This is a genomic window from Bradyrhizobium sp. 35 (genome assembly GCF_023073215.1).
Taxonomy (GTDB): Bacteria; Pseudomonadota; Alphaproteobacteria; order Rhizobiales; family Xanthobacteraceae; genus Bradyrhizobium; species Bradyrhizobium canariense_D.
This window is the reverse complement of the sequence record NZ_JADPJC010000094.1, coordinates 12,115-30,358: the sequence shown is the minus strand read 5'-3', so window position 1 is coordinate 30,358 and position 18,244 is coordinate 12,115. Positions and strand designations below refer to the sequence as shown.

11 protein-coding genes are annotated in these 18,244 nt (G+C 59.9%); 10 read left to right on the top strand and 1 reads right to left on the bottom strand.

Annotation, left to right across the window (positions count from 1 at the left end; translation table 11 throughout):
• Positions 1–6: 6 nt before the first annotated feature.
• From rfbD to IVB36_RS20275, 7 genes are all read left to right on the top strand, one after another.
• Positions 7–996: a dTDP-4-dehydrorhamnose reductase gene (rfbD, locus tag IVB36_RS20305; protein WP_247372025.1), complete on the top strand. Its 990-nt coding sequence runs from the start codon at positions 7–9 to the stop codon at positions 994–996.
• Positions 905–1,792: a glucose-1-phosphate thymidylyltransferase RfbA gene (rfbA, locus tag IVB36_RS20300; protein WP_247372021.1), complete on the top strand. Its 888-nt coding sequence runs from the start codon at positions 905–907 to the stop codon at positions 1,790–1,792. The genes rfbD and rfbA overlap by 92 nt, the downstream gene beginning before the upstream one ends.
• Positions 1,793–1,903: 111 nt before the next feature.
• Positions 1,904–8,809, top strand: a complete 6,906-nt coding sequence (locus IVB36_RS20295) for a DUF4082 domain-containing protein (RefSeq protein ID WP_247392826.1) — start codon at positions 1,904–1,906, stop codon at positions 8,807–8,809.
• A gap of 9 nt (positions 8,810–8,818) precedes the next feature.
• On the top strand, positions 8,819–9,139 hold the full coding sequence (locus IVB36_RS20290) for a hypothetical protein (RefSeq protein WP_247372015.1): 321 nt from the start codon (positions 8,819–8,821) through the stop codon (positions 9,137–9,139).
• Between the two features lie 61 nt (positions 9,140–9,200).
• On the top strand, positions 9,201–11,336 hold the full coding sequence (locus tag IVB36_RS20285) for a peptidase domain-containing ABC transporter (RefSeq protein ID WP_247372012.1): 2,136 nt from the start codon (positions 9,201–9,203) through the stop codon (positions 11,334–11,336).
• Between the two features lie 107 nt (positions 11,337–11,443).
• Positions 11,444–12,760, top strand: coding sequence for an HlyD family type I secretion periplasmic adaptor subunit (locus IVB36_RS20280; protein WP_247372009.1), 1,317 nt, complete (start codon positions 11,444–11,446; stop codon positions 12,758–12,760).
• A 23-nt stretch (positions 12,761–12,783) separates the two neighbouring features.
• The gene (locus IVB36_RS20275) at positions 12,784–13,953 is read left to right on the top strand and encodes a hypothetical protein (protein WP_247372006.1); all 1,170 of its coding nucleotides are present in this window, start codon (positions 12,784–12,786) and stop codon (positions 13,951–13,953) included.
• Positions 13,954–13,969: 16 nt separating this feature from the next.
• Here the strand turns inward: IVB36_RS20275 and IVB36_RS20270 are convergent, their stop codons facing one another.
• Positions 13,970–14,857 (bottom strand): glycosyltransferase, encoded by an 888-nt coding sequence (locus IVB36_RS20270; protein WP_247372003.1) that lies wholly within the window; start codon positions 14,855–14,857, stop codon positions 13,970–13,972.
• A 192-nt stretch (positions 14,858–15,049) separates the two neighbouring features.
• Here IVB36_RS20270 and IVB36_RS20265 point away from each other — a divergent pair, with 192 nt between their 5' ends.
• Genes IVB36_RS20265 through wecC form a run of 3 tightly spaced genes read left to right on the top strand, consistent with a single transcriptional unit; the run spans position 15,050 to position 18,227 of the window.
• Positions 15,050–15,844: a WecB/TagA/CpsF family glycosyltransferase gene (locus IVB36_RS20265; RefSeq protein ID WP_247392825.1), complete on the top strand. Its 795-nt coding sequence runs from the start codon at positions 15,050–15,052 to the stop codon at positions 15,842–15,844.
• 3 nt (positions 15,845–15,847) lie between these two features.
• Entirely contained in the window at positions 15,848–16,972 is a 1,125-nt protein-coding gene (wecB, locus tag IVB36_RS20260) for a UDP-N-acetylglucosamine 2-epimerase (non-hydrolyzing) (RefSeq protein ID WP_247371998.1), read from the top strand.
• Positions 16,965–18,227: a UDP-N-acetyl-D-mannosamine dehydrogenase gene (gene wecC / locus IVB36_RS20255; RefSeq protein ID WP_247371996.1), complete on the top strand. Its 1,263-nt coding sequence runs from the start codon at positions 16,965–16,967 to the stop codon at positions 18,225–18,227. Before wecB ends, wecC begins: the two co-directional genes overlap by 8 nt.
• Positions 18,228–18,244: the final 17 nt, after the last annotated feature.

Here is an 18,244-nt window from a genome sequence, read left to right as displayed (position 1 = left end):
GTGAAGATGACAGGGCGCCCGATCCTCATTGCCGGACGGAATGGTCAGCTGGCAAGGTGTCTTCGTGAGCTCGCTGCAGTGCGCGATCTGCCCGCGGTGGCTCTCGGGCGGCGAGAGCTGGATCTCGAGAACCGCGAAGGGATCGACAAGATCATCGCGTCGATTGCGCCGTCTGCAATCATCAATGCGGCAGCATATACGGCGGTAGATCTGGCCGAATCCGAAGCAGCGAAGGCGTTCAGCATCAACCGTGATGGCGCGGCGGCGTTGGCAGATGTCGCCTGGCAGATGAACGTTCCACTCATCCATTTCTCGACGGACTACGTGTTCGATGGTGCGAAACCGGATGCGTACGACGAAAATGACATTCCCGCCCCGTTGAATGTCTACGGTGCGTCGAAGCTTGCCGGTGAAGCTGCCGTACTGGCCGCGCACCCGCTCGCGACCGTGGTCAGATGCTCGTGGGTTTACAGCCCTTATGGCAGCAATTTCGTTCGAACGATGCTGCGGCTGTGTGAGACGCAGCCCATTGTAAGGGTTGTTCGGGACCAGCTTGGAAACCCGACCTACGCATTCGACCTCGCGGAGGCCGTCCTTCGGATCGCAGAACGGTCAGTAACGGACGATCGCAGGGCCACGGCGGGCATCTTTCATCTCGCCGGTCAAGGCGAGACAAGCTGGCACGACTTTGCGCAGGGAATCCTCCTCGAGCGTTCCCGTCGTGGAGCGCGGATTCCAGCGCTCGAAGCGATTACGACTGAAGAGTTTCCGACCGCCGCGCGTCGGCCCCGGAACTCGCGCCTGGACTCATCCAAGGCTGAACGCGTATTCGGGATTCGATTGGCGCACTGGCGCCATTCACTCGAAGCGTGTCTCGACCAGCTCGTCGGAGAAGGAGAAGTCGATGCTGAAGGGAATCGTGCTGGCTGGCGGCAGCGGAACGCGCCTCTATCCGATCACGCGCGTGGTCAGCAAGCAGTTGCTTCCGATCTATGACAAGCCGATGATCTATTATCCGTTGTCGACGCTGATGTTGGCAGGGATCCGCGAAATTCTGATCATTACCACGCCTTCAGACCGGTGCCAGTTCGAACAATTGCTGGGGGACGGCAGCCAATGGGGCATCCGGCTCAGCTATGCAGAACAAACCCGTCCCGCCGGTCTCGCGGACGCCTTCATTGTGGGCGCCGATTTCATCGGAAACGACCGTGTGGCGATGGTGCTCGGCGACAATATTTTCTTCGGCGACGGCTTGAGCGAACTGCTTGCCAGGGCAGCCGGACGTGAGGAAGGTGCAACGGTCTTTGCTTACCACGTGCGGGACCCGGAGCGATATGGAGTGGTCGCGTTTGATGAGGCGGACCGCCCGGTATCGATCGAGGAGAAGCCCAAACGGCCCGCTTCAAACTGGGCAATTACGGGCCTGTATTTTTTCGACAATCGCGTTGTCCGATACGCTCGTCGCGTTGAGCCGTCGGCGCGCGGCGAACTAGAGATTACCGATCTCCAAATGCGTTACCTTTCGGCCAAGGCGCTCCACGTTGAGCGCATGGGGCGGGGGTTTGCCTGGCTGGACACCGGCACGGTCGAGTCTCTCATCGATGCAGGGACGTTCGTTCAGACCCTGGAAAAGCGGCAGGGAATGAAGATTGCTTGTCTCGAGGAGGTCGCCTTCAGGCTCGGCTTCATCAATCGTGATCAACTTCTCGCGCTGGCGCAGCCGTTGGAGAAGAGCGGCTACGGCAAATATCTGAATGAAATCACGCGGCTGCCGCAATTCGCTTCGCGATAGGGCCCATCAGTGAATATTTGGAGTTCATGTTAAATGTACGCGTATTTAATTGACTGTTGGTATGAAATCGAATTAAAATATATAAAGTAAGTTTATTTAATCGGTATGACCATGCTGGTTCAAAAGGCGAGCGTCTTCGGCCGAGGAGCTCAGGCCGTTTTTTCGGGTGAAGAAATTCCCGCCCTTTCACACGAATCGACGTGCTGGAATGCATTCACGGGCCTTGGGCCGCCCAGCCTCTGGGCTCCGCCGTTTGCTGATCCGCCAGCAAGCGGGTCATCGACTCTGCCGCCTATCATTGGTGACGCCTCGTTCCTTCAACCGTCCCGCGGCGGCTCGGGGGATCCGTCCGACCTGCGCGGCGTTCTGCCGGGTCTCTACTCCGCATCTTTCCAGTCGAGAGTGTCTGCACTGCTGTCTTCGACGTCTCTGACGAGCGGACATAAGGGCTGGGGCCCGACGTTCTCATCTCGGGCTCACGAAGGGTCGTCGCTGACATCGTCATCGATTTCGACCCAAGGGACGACTCACTGGGCCCATCCGAGCGACGGCGTTTGGAATGTCGCTGCGAACTGGAGCGCCGGTGTCCCGGGGATCGCTGACTCTGCGTTCCTCGATGCAGCCGGAACGTATATCGTCACGAGCACGGCCAGCGTTGATATCGGGAGTCTGGTCCTTGATGCAGGCGCGACGCTTTCGTTCGGCGCGGGGGCGCCTTTTATCGTCGAAGGCGATGCACTGAACAATGGGACTGTCGAGGTCGGGGCGTTTCTTGGCGATCGCATTGCTACTGCGCACTTCAAGGGGGACGTCGGCGGCACAGGATCGTTCACAATTTCAGACAATGCGGTCCTGGAGATCGGAGGTTCGGTTTCCGGGCAGTTCTCGAATGGATCGTTCTCCGGTATTACCGTGTCGTTCGACACGGGAGCCGGTACGCTCGTCCTCGATCAGTCGGCCAATTTCCATGGGTTGATCGCAGGTTCTTCGCCGGGGGCCCCGCTTTCGCCAGGGAATCTGATCGACCTGAAGGATCTGCCCTTCACGTCGTCGATATCGGCGACTGTCCATTACGACAATAGCTCGAAGATCAGCGCGGTCGATTTCAGCAATGGTGCGGCCAATGTCACCTTGCTGTTCTCGGGGATGGACCTGAACTGGAATTTCAAAAGCGACGGGCAGGGAGGCACCATTGTCTCCGATCCACCCACGAATCCCACGGTATTGGAAAACCAGAAGCCAGGCACGCCGAGAAGTGTCTGGGAGATCCAGCCGGGCGACAATTCAACTTTGACCCAGGGATTTGCCACCGCAGTCAGCACCAATGTCGGGGGGACGATCCAATTCAAGATCAACAACCTGACCGGCAACCCGAACTATCGCGTCGATGTTTACCGGCTGGGCTATTACGGTGGTGATGGTGCCAGACTGGTTACAAGCCTGCAGCATCAGGCTGCAGCCGCGGTCGTCCAACCCGCTCCACTAAGTGACCCGTCGACCGGTCTCGTCGATGCCGGCAATTGGAGCGTAACCGATTCCTGGAGCGTGCCGACCGATGCGGCCTCGGGGATATATATCGCCAACGTCATCAACGGCACCGAGATTTTCCAGATCCCGTTCGTCGTAAGGAACGACGCTTCGCACAGCGACATCGTCCTGCAGACAAGTGACGAGGACTGGCAAGCCTACAACGGTTGGGGAGGCGCCAACCTTTATTTCGGGAACGGCCCAGGCATCAACGGATCAGCCTACGCGGTCAGTTACAATCGTCCCCTCGTGACGCGTGATGGCACCGGAACCTTTTCCGAGGGAGGAGACTCTCCGTTCCAGGCTGAGTTTGCGGCCATCTATTGGCTCGAGCAGAACGGTTACGATGTCTCTTACATTTCCGGAATCGATGCTGCGACAAACGGCTCGTTGTTGCTCAATCACAAAGTCTTCATGGACGCGGGGCATGACGAGTATTGGACCGAAGCTCAGCGCGCTAACGTAGAGGCCGCAGCGCATGCCGGCGTGAACCTTGCGTTTCTCACAGCCAATGAGATCTTCTGGAAAACAAGGTTGGCGCCCAGCATCGATGGCAGCGGAACGGCCAACCGCACCCTCATCAGCTACAAGGATACGCACGCAAATGCGCTGATTGATCCAACGGGACAGGCGACCGGCAATTTCTCCGACCCGCGGTTTGGTGCGCCTCTTCCTTCGAATGAGTTGACCGGTACATTGTTCGCGGTCAACGCATTTCGGTACGATACGATCACGATACCGTACTCGATGACCCAATTGCGCTTCTGGCGCAATACGGCCGTCGCGCAAACGGCACCCGGACAGACCGCCTCGCTCGTACCTGGCCTATTGGGCGTTGAATGGGACGTTGCGCCGGACAACGGATTCCGTCCAGCCGGGTTGGTCAGCGTCTCGTCTTCGACCGTCAATGTGGACGGAAAGTATCTGCTTGATTACGGCAACACGTTCGGAGCAGGCACGGCGACCCACAACCTCGTATTGCATCGGGATCCCGTCAGCGGCGCCCTGATATTCTCGGCCGGTTCGATCAACTGGCCGTGGGCGCTTGCTAGCGACCACGACGGACCTGCGATTCCGGTCGACCCTAATGTCCAGCAGGCGATGGTTAACCTTTTCGCCGACATGGGGGTTCAGCCAGCGACGCTGCAAGCGAACCTGACGGCCGCGATCCGGTCGACCGACAATACGAAGCCAACTTCTGGTATCACCAATCTCTCCGCTGCCAGCGTTGTCGAGGGGCAATCGATTACGGTGACGGGGACGGCCGCTGACACGGGTGGAAAGATTGCCGCCGTCGAAATCTCCACGGATGGTGGAACTACATGGCATCCAACCAACAGCAGTGTCGGCGCCGCGAGCGTGACGTGGTCATATACTTTCGTCACAGGCGCTCAGGGGACATATAGTCTCAAGACCAGGGCGGTCGACGACAGCCTGAACCTGGAAACACCTGGTACGGGCACCACCTACACGGTCACGCCGTCTTCCAACCTGACACTCTTCAGTCCGACCGATACGCCTGCGGTGATCTCAAACAGCGATTCCGGCGCCGTTGAGCTCGGCGTCAAATTCGTCCCCGCCGCGTCGGGCAAGATCACCGGCATTCGTTTCTACAAGGCGTCTGACAATACCGGCACCCACATTGGTGATCTCTGGACTAGCAGTGGCACGCTGCTTGCGAGCGCCACCTTCAGCAACGAAACAGCAAGCGGCTGGCAGCAGGTTGATTTCGCGACGCCTGTCAATGTACAGGCGGGCGTCACGTATGTCGCCTCCTATCACACGAACACCGGCCACTATTCCTCGACCGACTACTACTTCATCGACTATGACGGCCTTACGAAAGGTGCGCTCACCGCGCCCGGTAGCAGCCTCAACGGCCTCTATGCCTATGGCAGTAACCCGGTCTTTCCTGGCAACGCTTCCTCTATCAAGGGCCCGAATTACTGGGTGGACGTCGTCTTCAGCGATTCAGGCCAGACGTCGCCGCAAGCTCACGACGACGGCGGCTTCACGGTCAGCCAAAATGGTGTGCTGAACATTGCGGCATCGACGCTGCTCGCGAACGACACCAACCCGTCCGGGTTGGCCTTCTTGCTCACCAGCGTCGGTAATCCGGCCAATGGAAGCGTAAGCTACAATTCGCAGAACCAGACCGTGACCTTCACGCCCGCCGCCGGTTATGCCGGGGCGGCGAGTTTCACCTACACGATCACAGACACAAGCGGCCAAAGCGGGTCCGGCCAGGTGTCGCTCAAGGTCAATTATCCGGCCTCGGCGCAGAGCCTGTTCGGCACCAATGATGCGCCAAGTGTGCCCAATTCCGGCGATAGCAGCCCGGTCGAAGTCGGCGTCAAATTTACGGCATCCGTGAACGGGACGATCACGGGCCTGCGCTTCTACAAGGGACCGTTGAATACCGGTCCCCATATTGCGGATCTCTGGAGCTCGACCGGAACCCTCCTTGCGACCGCCACGTTCACGAACGAGACCGCAAGCGGCTGGCAGCAGCTCAACTTCTCCACCCCCGTCGCAATTACGGCAGGCACCACCTACGTCGCCTCCTACCACACCAACGGCAATTATTCCGGCACCCAGAACTACTTCTTGACGTCGCTTGCCAACGGCCAGTTAACGGCTACGGCTGGCGCCAACGGAGTCTATGCCTACGGATCCGGAAGCGCGTTCCCGACGAACAGCTTCAAATCCTCCAACTACTGGGTCGATGTCGTCTTCAACGGCTCCGCCGCCACCAGCGCGCCGCAGGCGAACGCCGACAGCGGCTTCACGGTTAGCCAGAATGAGGTGCTGAATATTGCGGCGTCAACGCTGCTCGCGAACGACACCAACGCGTCCGGATTGGCCTTCTCGCTCACCAGCGTTAGCAACGCTTCCAATGGAAGCGTAAGCTACAATTCGCAGAACCAGACCGTGGCCTTCACGCCCACCGCTGGCTATGCCGGGGCGGCGAGTTTCACCTACACGATCACGGACACCAGTGGCCAAACCGGGTCCGGGCAGGTGTCGCTCAAGGTCAATTATCCGGCCTCGGCGCAGAGCCTGTTCGGCACCACTGATGCGCCAAGCGTGCCCAATTCCGGCGATACCAGTCCGATCGAAGTCGGCGTCCAGTTCACGGCATCCGTGAACGGGACAATCAGCGGTCTGCGCTTCTACAAGGGATCGTTGAATACCGGTCCTCATATTGCGGATCTCTGGAGCTCGACCGGAACCCTGCTTGCGACCGCCACGTTCACGAACGAGACCGCCAGCGGCTGGCAGCAGGTCAACTTCTCCACCCCAATCGCGATCACGGCAGGCACCACCTACGTCGCGTCCTACCACACCAACGGTAATTATTCCGGTACCCAGAACTATTTCGCGACGTCGCTTACCAACGGCCAGTTGACGGCTGCGGCCGGCAGCAACGGAGTCTATGCCAACGGATCCGGAAGCGCGTTCCCGACGAACAGCTTCAAATCCTCCAACTACTGGGTCGATGTCGTGTTCAACGGATCCTCCGCCGCCAATAATACGCCGCCAACAGCGATTGCTGACGGGGCGGATGCCACCGAGAAGGGCGGGGTGAACAACAGTACTGGCGGCTCGCCCGCCACCGGCAACGCGCTGGCCAACGATACCGATCCCGATCCCGGCGACACCAAGACCGTCACTGCATTCAGCTTCGGCTCGACCAATGGGACGTTCGATACGCCTCTCGCCGGCGCACACGGCACGCTCTTGCTCAGTGCTTCGGGTGCTTTCACCTACACGGTGAACGAGAACGATCAGGCCGTGCAGGCCTTGCGGCAGTCGAGCAATACGCTGAGCGATGTCTTCAACTATACGATGCGGGACGCCGCCGGCGCCGCATCGTCGACCACCCTTACCGTCACCATTCACGGCGCCAACGACGCGCCGGTCCTGGCGATCCAGACCAGCAACCAGGCCGTGACGGTCGGCTCGGCGTTCTCGCTGACGTTACCCGCCGGCACCTTCACCGATGTCGATGCCGGGGACTCGCTCACCTACGGCGCAGCCGCTGGCGGTTCAGGGCTTCCCGGCTGGCTCACGTTCACTCCGTCGACCCGCACCTTTACCGGTACGCCGGCGTCCGCGGATGTTGGCACGGTCACCGTCACGGTCTCCGCTGCCGATCTCGGTAATCTCGCGAGCCGCGACACATTCAATATCGCAGTGTCGGCAGCTCCCTCAACGGTGAGCCTGTTCTCGAGCTCGGATACCCCGGCGATACGATCGGGGTCGGATAGCTCCCAAGTCAATCTCGGAGTGCAATTCACCTCGTCCGTGGCCGGCACGATCACCGGCATCAAATACTACAAGAGCGCAAATGATACCGGCACCCATACGGGCTCGTTGTGGAGCAGCACCGGCGCGCTACTGGCGACCGCGACCTTCACGAACGAGAGCAGCAGCGGCTGGCAGACCGTCACGTTCAGCACTCCCGTGTCCATCACGGCCGGCACCACTTACCTCGCGAGCTATCACAGCAACGGGCAATATGCCTCCAGCACCAGCTACTTCACCACCGCTCGCACCAACGGTCCGCTCACGGCTGCTGCGAGCATCAATGGCGTCTACACCTACGGAACAAGCAATCTGTTTCCGACCAGTAGTTACAACGCAAGCAACTACTGGGTGGATGTCGTGTTCAACAGCTCGAGCGGCGGCACCAACCATTTACCCGTCGCTGCGAACGATAGCGGCTTCGATGCCACGCAGAACGTTCCCTTCGGGATCCCGGCCTCGGCACTGCTTGCCAACGACACCGATCCGGACGGCAATACGCTCACGATCACGGGCGCGAGCGGCGGTGTGAACGGCGTCGCAAGCTACAACACCCAAAGCAACAGCGTGATCTTCACTCCGACGGCCGGTTACACGGGACCGGCGTCGTTCAACTACACCATCTCCGACGGCCAGGGTGGCTCTGCCAGTGGACTCGTCTCCCTCGATGTGAACGCTGCGTCTTCGACGACCGTGCGCCTGTTCAGCGCAAGTCAGGAGCCCAGCATTGTGGCGGCCAACGATCCAAAGTCTGTGGAACTGGGCGTCAAATTCCAGACGTCGACCCCAGGCGATGTCATCGGCATTCGCTTCTACAAGGGGCCAACCAATACGGGCACCCACGTTGCGGATCTCTGGAACAGCACCGGGACTTTGCTGGCAACTGGGACCTTTACCAGCGAAACGGCCAACGGCTGGCAGCAGGTCAATTTCGCCACGCCCGTGACGATCATGCCGGGAACGACCTACGTGGCCTCCTACCACACCGCCGGGAATTACGCGGCCGATCCGGGCCTGCTCGCCAACGCGATTACCAACGGTCCTCTGACGGCCCCATCCTCGGGCGCTATCGGCGGCAACGGTGTATTTGCGTACGGGACAGATAGCCTTTTCCCGACCAACACCTACAACTCAACGAGCTACGGCGTTGACGTTGTTTTCAGGCCGCAGCTAGCAGCATAGGAGACGTAAATGCACGCTGAACTTTACACCGATGGAATCGAAGAAATTACCGTCAGCGGAACCATCGTCCGCATTGATCTGGTCAGTCTTTCACCGACAGAACGTGACGCCCACAACGCCCCCAAACGCGTGTTTTCTCAGCGACTGATCTTTTCGGTCGAGTCCTTCGCCAATTCGGTCGACGTGATGCAGAAGGCGCTTCAGGGCCTGGTTGATGCGGGCGTGGTCCGGCGGAATCAGCCAGCTGAATCGCACGACGGTGCGTCGGGAGTACGTGATGCGTTGGCGCCCAACACACGGTCTCTGAATGTCTCTTCGAATTTCCGCTGAAATCGATGCCGCTGGCGGCGCGAAGGACCAGGTTACGGACGCGCCTGCGCCCGGATTGGCAATGCAGACCGCATTGGAATGCCTCTCCAAGGTTTCCGGTCACCATGGCATAGATCTGCCGGTCGAGCGTTTGAAGCACGCCTACGCGATAGCCGGCCCGCTCTCGTTGAATCTCCTGTTGCGCATGGCGAAGGATGCAGGCCTGCGCGCAAGAAGCACGAAATTGGATTGGGGCGCGCTGCTTCGTCTCGGAGAGGCCTATCCGGCGCTGGCGAGGCTTTCCAATGGCAACTGGATCGTTGTCCTTGGTGCAGGACGGCGAGCTGACGGCACCGAGGTCGTTAGCGTCTTCGACCCGCTCGCCGACCGCAAGCACGAGGTCTTGGTTGTCGATCGGGACCGCTTCTGTGCCCAGTGGGCGGGTGACACGATCCTGATCAAGCGCGAGCAGTTGACGCAGGATGGTCGGAGGAGTTTCGGCCTCCGGTGGTTCGTACCGGAACTGCTTCTTCAATGGCGATTGTTCAGGGACGTCGCCATTGCCGCCATCCTGCTCTATGCGTTGGGCCTCGTCGTCCCGATCTTTTTCCAGCTCGTCATCGATAAGGTTCTGGTTCACGAGAGCTTCACCACTCTGTACGTACTCGCGGCAGGAGCGGCCGTAGCACTCGTCTTTGACGCGATATTCGGCTTTCTGCGGCGCTACCTGCTGCTCTATGCGACCAATAGGGTCGACATTCGCGTGGCTACGAAGACGTTCGGTCATCTCCTGGGGCTGCCGGTCACCTTCTTCGAGCACATGGCCGCGGGGGTGCTGGTCAAGCACATGCAGCAAGCGGCGCGGATCCGTGAGTTTCTGACCGGGCGGCTATTTTTGACTACCCTCGACGCGCTCTCGCTGTTTGTTTTTCTGCCGGTACTCGCGCTCTACAGCGTCAAATTGACCTTGATGGTCCTGGCCTTCACTGCCGCGAGCGGCGCGGTTGTCGGCCTGCTGATGGGCCCTTTCCGGCGACGTCTTTACGACCTTTATCAGGCGGAGGGTGCGCGGCAGGCTCTTCTCGTCGAAACAGTCCACGGCATGCGCACCGTGAAGACGCTGGGAATGGAGCCGGCGCAGAGCAGGGTTTGGGACAGCCGCTGTGCGCAGTCGGTGACCATGCGATTCGGTGTCGAGAAGATCTCCGCAGGCGCACAGGCGCTCACCGGTTTTCTCGAGAAGATCATGACGCTTGGAATCATTTCTGTCGGAGCACTCGACGTATTCGCTGGAGAAATGACAATCGGCGCGCTGGTCGCTTTCAACATGTTGGCCGGCAGGGTCTCCGGACCACTGGTCCAGCTCGTGACCATGGTGCACGAATATCAGGAAGTTGCTCTTGCCGTGAAAATGCTGGGCGAGGTCATGAATCAGAAGCCTGAGCGTGACGGTCGGAAAGATGGGCTGCGGCCCGATCTCGCCGGCAAGATCGAGTTCGACAGTGTTTCTTTCCGCTACGGAGCCGAGGGAGCGCCGGCGCTTGATGATGTCTCCTTCACCATCGAGCCAGGCTCGATCTTCGGGATTGTGGGCCGGAGCGGCTCCGGCAAGACGACGCTCACAAGGCTGATCTCGGGCATGTATCCGGTGCAGCAGGGGCTGCTGCGTGTCGACGGATATGATTCGAGGGAGCTCGACCTGGCACACCTGCGCCGAAACCTCGGTATCGTCTTGCAGGACAATTTTCTGTTTCGCGGAACGGTTCGCGACAATATCGCCCGCGTGAAACGTGATGCGACCTTTGCCGAGGTCGTCGCCGCGGCACAGCTCGCAGGCGCCGACGAGTTCATCGAGCGGTTGCCCCGTGGCTTCGACACCATGCTCGAGGAAGACGCCTCGAACCTGTCCGGCGGGCAGAAGCAGCGGCTCGCGATTGCGAGGGCTCTGATCGTCAATCCGCGGATCGTGATCTTCGATGAAGCGACGAGCGCCCTCGACTCCGAAAGCGAAATGATCATCAAGCGCAATCTCCGCCGTTTGGCGGCAGGGCGTACCGTCATCATCGTCTCGCATCGGCTGTCAATGCTGGCCGAGGCAAACCAGATCCTGGTGATGGATCGCGGCCGCATCGTCGACGTGGATCGCCACGACCACCTCCTGTCGAAATGCACGATCTACAGGCATTTGTGGAACCAACAGATGAAGCAGATCGCATGAAGGAGCCAAGGCAATCACGCACGGATGCGAAGCCGGACGGTCTGGTCGTGGCCAGAACGGTCGAGCGACGGCGAAGGCTGTTCAGGCCGGCGCCGAGGCGAGCGCCGGTGATCGCCGAATTCCAGTCCGATGCCACCGAGGTGGAGCAGCAAGCGCCGCCGCGGCTCGCGCGTGGCACCCTCTACGGTATAATTGCACTCATCGTCTTCGCGATCGCCTGGGCGTCCGTTTCGCAAGTTGAGATGATCGTCACGGCGCAGGGAAAATTGACTACGACACGTCCTAACCTCGTCGTGCAGCCGTTGGAAACCTCGGTCATACGGCAGGTTCACGTCAAGGCCGGTGATCGCGTCAACCGCGGCGACGTATTGGCGACCTTAGATCCGACGTTCTCGCAGGCGGATTTCGATCAATTGCGCGGCAAAGTGGCTGCATTCGACGCGTCGATCGATCGACTGGGCGCCGAATTGAATGGAACAGAGTACGCCGTCACGGAACTCGCGAGCGCGGACCAGGTCCTGCAGGGCAAGTTGTTCTTGCAGCGGAGGGCCGCTTATGAGGCGCAGATCCAGAACTACGACGCACAGATCGCGTCCGCTCAAGCCAATCTCAAGACAGCGCAGAACGAAGAGGCGGTTCTCCTTCAGCGACTCGACACGATGCGTTCGATTGAAGCCATGCGAACCACGCTCATGGACAAGGAAGTCGGTTCGAGGCTGAACTTCCTATTGTCGCGAGATGCACGGCTCGAGGTCGAGAGCAATTTAGCGCGTGTTCGTGGCAGTATCGCCGACACGACGCATCGGCTGGACAAGGCCCGTGCTGACCAGAAGGTCTTCGCTGAGGAGTTTCGTCGCACCACTTATCAGGAATTGGTGGAGACGGTGCCGAAGCGTAACAGCGCGGCAGAGGAATTGAAGAAAGCCGAGCTTCGTCGACAGCTGATCGTCCTGCAGGCGCCGGCAGATGCTGTGGTGCTGGACATCGCGAACCGGACAGTCGGCTCGGTGGTTCGCGAAGCGGAAACGCTGTTTGTCCTGGTTCCGCGTGACGTGCCTCTTCAGGCGGAGGTCAACGTCGAGGGTCGGGATATTGGTCAGGTGGCGCTTGGACAAGCGGTTCGGATCAAGTTAGAAGCGTTTCCTTTCCAGAAGTATGGAACTGCGACGGGAGAAGTCCGAGTCATAAGTCAAGACACGTTCTCGCCGGATACGAAGGCCGAAGGAGCGCGCCGTGCGCCGGCTCCCTATTACCGCGTACTGGTCGACTTGTCGGACACGCACCTTCGGCTTCCTCCTGAGCGTGTTCAACTGATTCCGGGGATGGCGGTCACGGCCGAACTGAAGGTCGGCAAGCGTACCGTGATTTCCTATTTCCTCTATCCATTGCTGCGCGGATTGGATGAAAGCATCCGGGAATATTGACCCGGCTTGGGATGGCGATTGACATGATCATTAGTCCGAATTGTGGCGTGAAGCTCGTGGTCCCTACCGCGGTGAGCAAGCTCGCGCACAATTCACCGCTGGTGAACTATGCGCTCAACGGGCTGGAGCGTTGCTGGTTGCCTGAACACCGCCGGTGGTCGCATATCTACCATCTCGATGGACGGTCTTCACCGAATGAATCGATCCCACGCAGCGACGTATTTTATACCCTCAACGTTCTACTCGGGATGTCGCGCGTTGCCGGCATTCCAGACGGCATTGACCTGTCCGAAGTATTCCGCCGCAACGTTCTGCTGCTCACGAAACTTCCGGTGCGCAAGTACGCGTTCGGTATGGCGCTATGGAGCGCCGCCGAGCTCGGCCTCGAAATACCGGAACCGGTCAAATGCGAGCTGAGACCCATTCTCGCCGATGAGTCCCGGTGGAAGAGCTTCCGTGCGCAGGATCTTGGCATGCTGCTCACGGGAGTCGTGGCCCAGGCGAGGGCAGGCGAGAATGAGTGGGCGCGCTATGCACGGCCGCTCTATCGGTTCTTGAAGGACCGCTTTCATAGTGAATCGGGGTTGTTCTTCGATGCGCCGTTCGGCTTTCGGCGCCGTTTCTCGACATTTGCGACGCAGACCTATCTCTCGATCGCCTGCTATCAATATGGCGAATTCGCCGGCGATGCGTCCGCGCTTGTCATGGCCGATACTTGTGTGCGCGGTCTGATTGCGTCTCAAGGCCCACAAGGCGAATGGCCCTGGTTCTTCGACACGATGAGCGGCCGCATCGTTGATTTCTACGAAGTCTATTCGGTCCATCAGTATGGAATGGCTCCGGCTCTGCTGGAATGGGCGGAGCGCTTTGGGCAGAGGGGATCGCGGGACGCCTTGGTCAAGGGATTCAACTGGGTCCTTGGCCAGAACCAGCTGGGCCGGGCCATGCTGGTGCCTGAACTGAGCCTGTCCCTTCGCTCGCAAGTTCGCAAAGGTGAGTTGACAACGAAGGCGCCGCGGGTCTTGCGCGCACTCAAGAACGCCTGGCTCGGAAAAGGCGGCCGGCTGATCGACGGCACTGACGTGGACGTCCGGCTTGAGTGCCGTAGCTACGAACTGGGCTGGATCCTGTGGTCATTCGGCCGGCGTACTGACTTGCCGGAGCTGACCAACAACTGTGCCTTCGGCGCCTGACAGAATTGCCGGTGCACTAACGATTCCAAGCTACTGCTCGTCGGCCCCGCAGGTGCGAGAGCATCGTCATGGCGCGGTGCGCTCGCACGGCACACAATACGGCAATGGCCTTGAGGCGGACGCCGCTACCATGCAGGCGGTCGCTGGTCAGCACAGTCACAGCGTTTGGCGCGAAAGATGCGAGGACGAGCAACGCTTGCGCGAGCCAGCGCAATCGCCAAACGGGTTTGCCTTCCGCCATGTTGCGATAGTGCGCGATGTGTCGGTCCCATTTGGCGTAGAGCTCCTGGAGAGAGCTCCGGGCCGGATGGAAGACGATCATCTCAGGGGTGTATCGAAATCGAAGTCCCGCGCGTAGCGCACGCTCTCCCCACTCCATATCTTCGGCAACCTCAATGCCGGCAAACGGGCCGACGCGATCGAAATCGCGGCGAAACGCCGCCATATTGCCAGTGCCGGAATAACCGTGGCGCTCAATATAGAGCTTGAAGCGATAGGCGAAGACGCTCTCGTAAGCCGCAATGGCGTCGAGCTCCCCATTTTCTGGGCACCAAATGCGAACGTCGCCCCCGAGAACTGTGCCGGGCGGCGACAAGCTGAACCACTTCATCACGCTGCTCAGCCAGTCCTGATGGGCCCTGCAATCGGCATCGATGAAAGCGAGGATCTCGCCGTTGGCCGCAGCGACGCCTGCGTTTCGCGCCGGGCCGGGACCTGGTTGCGGTTCGCGCTGCAGCCGCACGCCAGGATGGCGGGCAACGATATCCGTTGGCGGCGTTGCCGAGCCGTTGTCCACCACGATGACCTCGAACGCATGCCGAGGCAGGGTCTGCGCGTCCAGGCTGCGTAAGCAGGCTTCCAGCGCATCAGGCTGGTTGAGATGTGGAATAATGACTGAAATCACCAGTTAATTCCTCTATTTATTTGGCGTTGGATTGTTTGCCTGCCTTCTTGCGCAGAGGTGCTAATATCCCTTCTAATGATACGAGCCGAGCCATTTAAACCTTGCAATTAAATATCCGGTGCGTATTATCTTGATAATAATCTTAAATGCAAACTTAAACAGGTCGTATGTTCTTCTGGGAGGTAGGTTTCAATGCGCGCCTCATTTCTGGGATGTCCCGTTGACCTGCTGACAATGGCAGAAACCGTCGATCTGGCGCGCGGGGCCATGCACAGCCGGCGAAGGCTGCAACATGTGGCGCTGAACGTCGCCAAATTCGTCAATATGAAGTCTGACCCCGTGCTCGCGGCCGATGTCGCTAACAGCGATATCGTCGGCCTCGACGGCATGGGGATCGTTTGGGGCGCTCGAGCGCTGGGGCTTCCGGCCACGTCGCGCGTCGCGGGCGTGGATCTCCTCACCGACTTGCTCGCGGTATGCGCGCACGAAGGCTTTAAACCTTATTTCCTGGGCGCGACTCCGGGCGTGCTGCAGCAGGCGCTGCAGAACGCGCGCGAGAGGCATCCTTCACTCGTCTTTGCGGGCTGGCACGACGGCTACTTCAAGCGCGAGCAAGAGAATGACATCGTCCGGGACGTCCAATCCAGCGCGGCCGACTGTCTCTTCATCGGCATGCCGACGCCTGGGAAGGAGCGTTTCCTCGCCGCCCATCGCGATAAGCTCGGCGTGCCTTTCATCATGGGCGTGGGTGGTGCGTTCGATGTTCTGGCAGGCGCCGTCCGGCGCGCGCCGGTACAGATTCAGAGGCTCGGCCTTGAATGGCTGTATCGCATCTATCAGGAGCCCGGGCGGATGTGGTGGCGATACGCCAAGACGAACACCCTGTTTGCGGGCGTCTTGGCGCAAGCCCTCATCAGACAGGCGCTTCGACACCCCCTTGGTGCGCCCGGCGCGGTTCCGCCGGGTCCGAGCCGGATCGGAGGCTGAGGCGTGCGCAAGCATTTTTTCATCCTTCTGGGCACGCGGCCTGAGGCAATCAAGCTCTTTCCGGTCATCAACCAGCTCAAGGCCGAGAAGCACAAGGACATCTCCGTCACGATCTGTGCGACTGCACAGCATCGACAGCTGCTGGATCAAGTCCTCAAGCTGGCCAACGTGGTCCCGGATTTTGATCTGAATGTCATGACGACAAATCAGACACTGGATCATTTGACCGCCCGGCTGGTCGGACAAATCGGCGACCTCCTGGAAAAGGTGAAGCCCACCAGGGTTATTGTCCAGGGCGACACGGCAACTGCCATGACGGGTGCGTTGGCTTCCTATTATCACCGGATCCCGGTCTCACACATCGAGGCCGGACTGCGCAGCGGCGACATCTTCGCTCCGTGGCCCGAGGAGGTGAACCGCAAGATCGTCGGCTCGATCGCCGATCAACATTTTGCCCCGACAGAGCGCGCGGCCCGTGCGTTGCGGTCCGAAAACGTGTCCGACGACCGCATTCACGTGACCGGAAACACGGTGGTGGACGCTCTCATCCTTGCGAAAGCCATGGTCGAATCCGATCCCGGACTGGCGTGCCGCTGGGACGGCATCAAGAAGCGTCACGGCAATCGGCGCATCATCCTGGTGACCTGCCATCGCAGGGAAAATTTCGGTGGCGGTGTCACCAACATCGTGAACGCGTTGGAGACCATCCTGCAGCGGGAGGATGTCGCCGTGGTGCTCCCGGTGCATCCGAATCCGAATGTCCGAGACCTGTTTGCGTCTCGGTTGTCGGATCACCCGCGGGTCGTCCTCATCTCTCCTCAGGAATACACGGATTTCGTGAGCCTGCTCTCGATGTCATATCTGGTCCTGACGGATTCAGGCGGCGTCCAGGAGGAGGCCCCCACTTTCGGCAAGCCAGTCCTTGTGATGCGCGATACGACCGAGCGTCCCGAAGGGGTGGAAGCCGGAACGGCACGCCTGGTCGGCGCCAACTACGACAGGATCGTTGGCGAGACGTTTCGCCTGCTCGACGATGACGAGACTTATGCTGCCATGGCGCGTTCGCACAATCCGTTTGGTGACGGACACGCGAGCGAGCGGATCGTGAAGGTGCTTCTCCATGCCTGAATTCCAAAAGATAAACGTCATTGGGCTTGGTTATATCGGGCTGCCGACCGCGGCATTGATCGCGAGCCGTGGACTGCAGGTGGTCGGCATCGATACAAACGAACGCATCGTCGACACCGTTGGATCTGGCAAGATTCACATCGCCGAGCCAGATCTGGACGGTCTCGTCTCCAAAGTCGTCTCGAGTGGCGCGCTCACGACGTCCAGAAAGCCGCAGCCGGCGGACGTGTTCATCATCGCGGTGCCGACCCCGATCGACCACGAGAACCGTCCAGACCTGGCAAGCGTCTATGCCGCGGTCGACAATATCGTGGACCTTCTCGCGCCAGGCAATCTTGTCATTCTTGAATCGACATCGCCGATCGGAACGACTGAAGCCATCGCGAAGCGGATCGTCGAACGCAGGCCGGATTTGCACATCGGGGTGAACGGCAAGGAGGACGGAGCGATCTACGTCGCCTACTGTCCCGAACGCGTGTTGCCGGGACGGATACTGACCGAGCTCATCAACAATGACAGGTGCATCGGCGGGATCACGCCGACCTGCACGCGGCGCGCCCAACGCTTCTACAAGATGTTCGTTCGCGGCGCTTGCGTCGGCACGACGGCGCGCGCGGCCGAGTTGGTCAAGCTGACGGAAAACGCGTTCCGCGACACCAACATAGCATTTGCCAACGAGCTCTCGTTGATTTGCGACAGATTCGACGTCAACGTCTGGGAGGTGATCGATATCGCCAACCGTCACCCTCGCGTCAACGTACTGCGGCCGGGCCCTGGCGTGGGCGGGCACTGTATTGCGGTCGACCCCTGGTTCATCATCGACTCCGCGCCCGACCTCGCGCGAGTGATGCGAACGAGCCGCGAGGTGAACAACGCCAAGACCCGGAAGATCATCGAGAACGCAGAGGCGCTGATCGACGATCATCCCTATGCGAACGTTGCCTGTTGCGGATTGACGTTCAAGGCGAACGTCGACGACGTGCGTGAAAGCCCGGCCTTGGAGATTGCCACGCATCTCGCGGCCAAATACGGCGAACGGATCAAGGTCGTCGAACCGAATCTGCGCCGTCTGCCGTCTCAGTTGGCCGATTATCGCGTCGCGTTCGTGACCATCGATGAGGCCCTCCGGAGCTGCGAAATTGCGGTTCTTCTCGTCGATCATGACGAATTCAAAATGGTGCCGTTGGCGGAGCGCCGGCACCTCGACGTCATCGATACGCGAGGCATATGGCAGGATATGCCCGCGCGAACCTAACGTGCAGAATCGTAGTT

What these genes read in the sequence shown, in the direction of transcription:
- rfbD (WP_247372025.1), top strand. Translation starts at nt 7, where the DNA reads ATGACAGGGCGCCCGATCCTCATTGCCGGACGGAATGGTCAGCTGGCA.
- rfbA (WP_247372021.1), top strand. Translation starts at nt 905, where the DNA reads ATGCTGAAGGGAATCGTGCTGGCTGGCGGCAGCGGAACGCGCCTCTAT.
- IVB36_RS20295 (WP_247392826.1), top strand. Translation starts at nt 1,904, where the DNA reads ATGCTGGTTCAAAAGGCGAGCGTCTTCGGCCGAGGAGCTCAGGCCGTT.
- IVB36_RS20290 (WP_247372015.1), top strand. Translation starts at nt 8,819, where the DNA reads ATGCACGCTGAACTTTACACCGATGGAATCGAAGAAATTACCGTCAGC.
- IVB36_RS20285 (WP_247372012.1), top strand. Translation starts at nt 9,201, where the DNA reads ATGCAGACCGCATTGGAATGCCTCTCCAAGGTTTCCGGTCACCATGGC.
- IVB36_RS20275 (WP_247372006.1), top strand. Translation starts at nt 12,784, where the DNA reads ATGATCATTAGTCCGAATTGTGGCGTGAAGCTCGTGGTCCCTACCGCG.
- IVB36_RS20265 (WP_247392825.1), top strand. Translation starts at nt 15,050, where the DNA reads ATGCGCGCCTCATTTCTGGGATGTCCCGTTGACCTGCTGACAATGGCA.
- wecC (WP_247371996.1), top strand. Translation starts at nt 16,965, where the DNA reads ATGCCTGAATTCCAAAAGATAAACGTCATTGGGCTTGGTTATATCGGG.